Annotated in this window: 4 protein-coding genes and 1 pseudogene; all 5 read right to left on the reverse strand. The window is 61.4% G+C overall.

The features are described 5' to 3' along the window. Positions 1–215 precede the first annotated feature (215 nt). Positions 216–1,316, reverse strand: coding sequence for a dihydrolipoamide acetyltransferase family protein (locus tag CAK78_RS01475; protein WP_094696134.1), 1,101 nt, complete (start codon positions 1,314–1,316; stop codon positions 216–218). Then, the gene (locus CAK78_RS01480; protein WP_094696135.1) at positions 1,313–2,299 is read right to left on the reverse strand and encodes an alpha-ketoacid dehydrogenase subunit beta; all 987 of its coding nucleotides are present in this window, start codon (positions 2,297–2,299) and stop codon (positions 1,313–1,315) included. The genes CAK78_RS01475 and CAK78_RS01480 overlap by 4 nt, the downstream gene beginning before the upstream one ends. After that, positions 2,296–3,388 (reverse strand): annotated as a pseudogene (gene pdhA, locus CAK78_RS01485) (pyruvate dehydrogenase (acetyl-transferring) E1 component subunit alpha). The gene CAK78_RS01480 and the pseudogene pdhA overlap by 4 nt, the downstream one beginning before the upstream one ends. Positions 3,389–3,668: 280 nt before the next feature. Continuing rightward, complete coding sequence (astE, locus tag CAK78_RS01490; protein ID WP_094696136.1) at positions 3,669–4,694, reverse strand: succinylglutamate desuccinylase; 1,026 nt, start codon at positions 4,692–4,694, stop codon at positions 3,669–3,671. A 284-nt stretch (positions 4,695–4,978) separates the two neighbouring features. Next, positions 4,979–5,188 carry a DUF1127 domain-containing protein gene (locus tag CAK78_RS01495; RefSeq protein ID WP_005302810.1) on the reverse strand — a complete coding sequence of 70 codons (210 nt, stop codon included), beginning with the start codon at positions 5,186–5,188 and terminating at the stop codon, positions 4,979–4,981. Positions 5,189–5,267 lie beyond the last annotated feature (79 nt).

A 5,267-nucleotide genomic window follows, 5' to 3' on the forward strand; every position in this document is an offset into this window, starting at 1 on the left:
ATGTTAGACATATCTTTAAACCTGTATTCAAAATAATTACTTATGCTTTTCAGCGGATAAAGCTCAAAAAACGGGATTAACTTATGAACAACAGGAAAAGATGTAAAACATCATATTCATTGACATAACTATCGCCCTTTCAAGCTGGTTGAGATTATACGTGGCTTTGGGGATTACGCAAACAATTTGTGCCCTGCCACGGCAGGGCACAAACGTTACAGCGTAGGTGCTTCCAGTGCCTGAACCAGGGCTTTGAGGAAGCGTGCCGCCTCGCCGCCGGTACAGGCTCTGTGGTCGAATGTCATCGACAGTGGCAACGCTCTGACCGGGCGCGCCTCCCCATGGATAAACACCACCTTCTCGAACAACTTGCCCGCGCCAATGATGGCCACCTGGGGCGGCGTCACGATCGGGCTGGCATAGCGGCCCGCGATGGCGCCGAAGTTGGTGAGGGTGATGGTCGCCCCCTGCAGCATCTCGCGCGGTACGGCGCGCGCCTTCACGTCGGCGATCATGCGATCCAGCCCCTGGCGCAAATCGGCCCCTTCCCGCTCGGCCACGTTCTCCATTACCGGCACGTAGAGCCCATGCTTGGAATCCACCGCAATGGCCACGTTGACCTCCCTGAACAGCCGTCTTGAGAGGGTGTCGCCGTCAAACCAGGCATTCATGGAGGGCTCGGCCCGACAAGCTACACCGATGGCCTTGATGAGCCTTACAGTAACGTCTTCATCGGGGCGCCAGTGGCGCAAGTCCACCTCGTCGGTGATGCTGACCGGCACCACCGTCTGGTGCGAGAGTTCCATCGCCTTGGCCATGGCCCGGCGCGAGCCCTTGAGGAACTCGTTGCCGCTGCTCTGCTGGGCTTCGAACGCTTGCTGCACGTCCTGCTCGGTCACCATGCCGGCACTGCCGCTGCCCTTTATCCGCTCGATGTCGAGCCCCAGTTTCTGGGCCAGCAGGCGCACCGCCGGCATGGCCTGCACCAGGACGCCGCCGGGGGCGATGGCGCCCACCACGAAGTGATCCTCGATATGCTGCTGATGGGCGTTGACCTTGCCGACCACGGTGCCGTCATCCTCACCGCCTTCGAACTCCACCAGCGGCGCACCTATGTGCAGGATGTCCCCCTCGGCACCACACAGCCTGGCGATGACCCCCGCTACCGGCGAAGGAACATCCACCAGCGCCTTGGCCGTCTCTACCGACAACAACACCTGGTCGACACTCACTGTATCGCCGGCGCTGACCTTCCATTCGACGATCTCGGCTTCGGCCAAGCCTTCACCCAGATCCGGTAATTTGAAAAATTTCATAGCCACTGGTTCTCCATCAGCTGATGAGCCGCATCGGCAATGTCCTGCTCGGTGATGAGGTAATACTCTTCGTTGCGGTAGTAGGGGACGGCGGCGTCCACCCCGGTAAGCCGTCTGGGCGGAGCCTTGAGGGAGGTCAGCGTCTCCTCGGTGACCCGTGCCACGATCTCGGCGCCGACTCCGAAGCTGCCGCACGCCTCGTGCACCACCAAGAGGCGGCCGGTCTTGCGCACCGATGCCAGTATGCTCTCCATGTCCAGCGGCTTGATGGTGGCCAGATCCAGCACCTCGCACTGGATATCCTGCTCCCCCAGCAGGTTCGCTGCCCGCATCACCTCCTGGATGCAGGCCCCCCAGGCGACGACCGTGAGGTCGCGGCCGGGACGCAGGGTGAAGCAGACACCCAGCGGCAGGCCTATGCCGTCATCCACCACGTCGGACTTCATGGAGCGATAGATGCGATCGGGTTCGAAGAACATCACGGGATCCGGGTCACGAATGGCCGACAGCAGCAGGCCATATGCCCGTTTCGGGCTGGAAGGGATCACCACTCGCAGCCCGGGAATGTGGGCAAACAGGGCTTCTACGCTCTCGCTGTGGTGCTCGGGGGAGTGAATGCCGGCGCCGTAGGGGGAGCGGTAGACGATAGGACAGGTGATGCGGCCCCGGGTGCGATTGCGCATCCGCGCCGCCTGGCAGATGATCTGCTCCATGCCCGGGAAGATGAACCCCTGAAACTGGAATTCGGCCACGGGTTTGAGCCCCTGGGTGGCCATGCCGACCGCCACCCCGGCGATCAGCCCTTCGGCCAGCGGCGTGTCGATCACCCGCTTGAAGCCGAACTTGTCGCGCAGGCCCACGGTAGCGCGAAACACCCCGCCGTTGACCCCCACATCCTCGCCGAGTACCACCACATCCGGGTCCCGTTCCATCTCGTGATGCAACGCCAGATTGACGGCCTCGAGCAACGTCATATCACTCATGCTTCCTCCCCGCGGTGCTGCTGCATGCCCTTGGCGATGATGCGCTGGCGCTGCGTGCGGTAATCCTTCGGCAACTCGGCAAACTGATAGTCGAGCAGGGTTTCCGGGGCCTGCGCCGCCGTTCCTTCATAGACGGCCACGGCGCGTTCGACCTCGCGGGCCGCCTCTGCCAGCAAAGCCTGCTCCTGCTGCTCGTCCCACCAGCCCTGTTCAAACATGAACTGGCGCAGCCGCTTGACCGGCTCCTTGGCCCAGGCGGCTTCCACCTCGGCCGCTTCCCGATAGCGGGTCGCATCGTCGGCCGTGGTGTGATCCCCCAGCCGGTAGCTCACCGCTTCGATCAGGGTCGGCCCCTTGCCGCTGCGGGCGCGTTCGACGGCGCTGCGGGTGGCCTCATAAACGGCGACCACGTCGTTGCCGTCCACCTGGATGCTGCGCACGCCGGCCCCTATGCCCTTCTGGGCCAGGGTGGGGGCGCTCGACTGCAGCTTGCGCGGCACCGAGATGGCCCACTGGTTGTTGTTGATGATCATCACCATGGGCAGGTGCCAGACGCCGGCACAGTTGAGCCCCTCCAGGAAGTCCCCCTTGGAGGTGCCACCATCGCCGATGGTCACCACGGCGACCCTGGGTTGATTGCGCAGTTTGAAGGCCGCGGCGATGCCGGCGGCATGGGTGATTTGGGTAGCGATAGGGACGCAGATGGGAAGGTCCTCGGAGAGTTCACCGTCGGCCTTGTAAAAGACGCTGCCGCGCTCGTCCCCCCCCCCAGTACTGCAGGTTTTTCTCCATGGGCACACCCCGCACATAGAGGGTGGGCATGTCCCGGTAGTAGGGCACGTAGACATCCTGCGGCTGCATAGCGAGCCCGACGCCTATCCCGACCGCTTCGGCCCCCAGATGGGAGGGAAACGTGCCGAGCTTGCCGGTTCGCTGCAGCGCGATCGCTTTCTTGTCATAACTGCGCACCATCACCATGTTTCGGTAGAAGGTGTGCAGCATCGCCTTGTCCAGCCAGGTCGGTAGTGTGGCGACCGGGCGCCCTTCCTCATCGAGGTAACGAAGGAAAGGGATGTCGACATGGGTCATAACTGGCTCCTTGCCGTTGTCAACGTCACCACCATGAGGTGACCCTTTGAATGTAAATAGATTGTTAACCAAAGGGCAATGAGATTTAGCCAGGTAAGACCAGTAGAAACTTCTTTAATTTCAAAAAGAAGCTGGATTTTTCGGCTGAAAGAAAACGAAACAGGGAGCCACGTCGGGCTCCCTGTCAGGGCGGAGCGGGAGCACCTGGGGTTCCCGCTCCGAGCTGCACGCCCGGCAAGGCCAGCGGCAGCCTGAGATTGTCATCAGAGGTCGCGCCGGGTTACTCCCACAGCCGGGTAGGCACCACCAGCAACACGGTGCGCTGGCCGATGGCCACGTTGGCGTTGGGGAACACCACCGCTTCCCGCGGTTTCTCTACCGTGTAGCGCAGTTCGCCATCCTCGGCCAGCACGAAACCCTGGGGAAATTCGGTGAAATTGTCCACATCGCTGGCAAACAGGAAACGAAACTGCTCCGAGCGTTTGTTGATCACCCGATCGATGGCAAAGATGGTGAAGTCATCCGCTCGCCAGGGCTCCAGCGCCACCTCATCCCGGGTCACCAGATCCTGCAGCGCCTGCCGGGTCTCGATGAAACGGGTCATGTCGTTCTCGCCAAACGGGCGCACCTTGCCCAGCTCCACCGTGAAGGCGTGAGCGCCATGGCGATGGGAGCTGTAATAGCTGAAGGTGGTGGTGGGGCCGCTGGAGAGCAGAATGGTGCGCACGCCGCAGGCACCGAGAAACTGTACCTGCTCCTTGCAGTGAGGCCGCTCGTGGGGGAAGGGGTAGACGGCAAACTTCTCGTGGCGCGAGCCGCGAATGGCGGTGTGCAGATCGTAGTGGTAGCGAGGCCTGGCCGCGTCGGCAAAGAAGCGGCTCACATACTGCTCGAGGCGCATGGCGCGGATCCGCTCCTGGTTGCAGAGCCCCTCCCCCTTGCTGTGGGCGCCGGAGAAGAGCCGGTTCATGTTCTCCTCCACTTCCCGCACACCCAGGTTCATGGCTGCCGGGTTGCCGAACAGGAACAGTACCCGATGGCGGGCCTTGAGCTCACCGCAGAGCAGGCGGCTCAGCAGCTGGTTGCAGATCTCGATGGGCGCGGTTTCGTTGCCGTGAATGCCGCAGGAGAGCACGATATCCTTGCGCCCACCGGGTTGATCACCGGCCCCGGAGGCGGGCTCGAGGCAGAGCACGCCGGTATCCCAGACACTCACCCTGTCGCCATTGGCCAACGCATAGGAGAAGGGCTCAAGCTGCCACTCGTGGCGGCGGGTCAGAGCCAAAAAGTCATGCTGGGGAATCATCCATCTCACCCTTTTGTCAGGAACGCTATGGGCGGATTATACGCAAGGCGCTTCGGCTTAAAATCAATTTTTAAACAAATTCAAACAGTAATGTTACAAGTTTGAGTGTGGAGCAGGATCGGGGCGTGGGGAACAGAGAGAGGTCGGCACAGAGCCGTGAGGGAAGAAATGGGGTAAGGCGATCAGCGTGAAGCAGCTGATGAACAGGGCAATCCATCAACCCGTGACGACGGCGGTCTGCGGCCGTGGATCAGCAAAAAAACGAGGCATCCTTGCCCGGCAGATCAACCACGCCAGAACGGCTTGGTGGTCTCTTGATAACGATCGGCTTCGTTCAGACCGATGTCCTTGAGCAGATATTCGGGCAGCTCGGAGAGCTGGCGACGGCTGCGGCTGCGTTCCAGCCAGGTCAGTACGGTCATTTTGACGCGAGCAACCAGATTCAGTTGGCTGGAATGCTGGTAACCGGCGGCGGTATAAGTCATGTTGGCCATGATATGGCTCCTCTGTAGGGTGTCTGCGCGGGTGCAAATTTGTTGCGCAAAGCTTAGTCAGGGGGTATGGCCGACTCAA

It is taken from the genome of Aeromonas sp. A35_P (genome assembly GCF_002259925.1).
In the GTDB taxonomy this organism is placed as follows: domain Bacteria; phylum Pseudomonadota; class Gammaproteobacteria; order Enterobacterales; family Aeromonadaceae; genus Aeromonas; species Aeromonas dhakensis.

Coding starts and splice junctions, on each gene's coding strand:
- CAK78_RS01475 (WP_094696134.1), bottom strand. CDS start 1,316: ATGAAATTTTTCAAATTACCGGATCTGGGTGAAGGCTTGGCCGAAGCC.
- CAK78_RS01480 (WP_094696135.1), bottom strand. CDS start 2,299: ATGAGTGATATGACGTTGCTCGAGGCCGTCAATCTGGCGTTGCATCAC.
- astE (WP_094696136.1), bottom strand. CDS start 4,694: ATGATTCCCCAGCATGACTTTTTGGCTCTGACCCGCCGCCACGAGTGG.
- CAK78_RS01495 (WP_005302810.1), bottom strand. CDS start 5,188: ATGGCCAACATGACTTATACCGCCGCCGGTTACCAGCATTCCAGCCAA.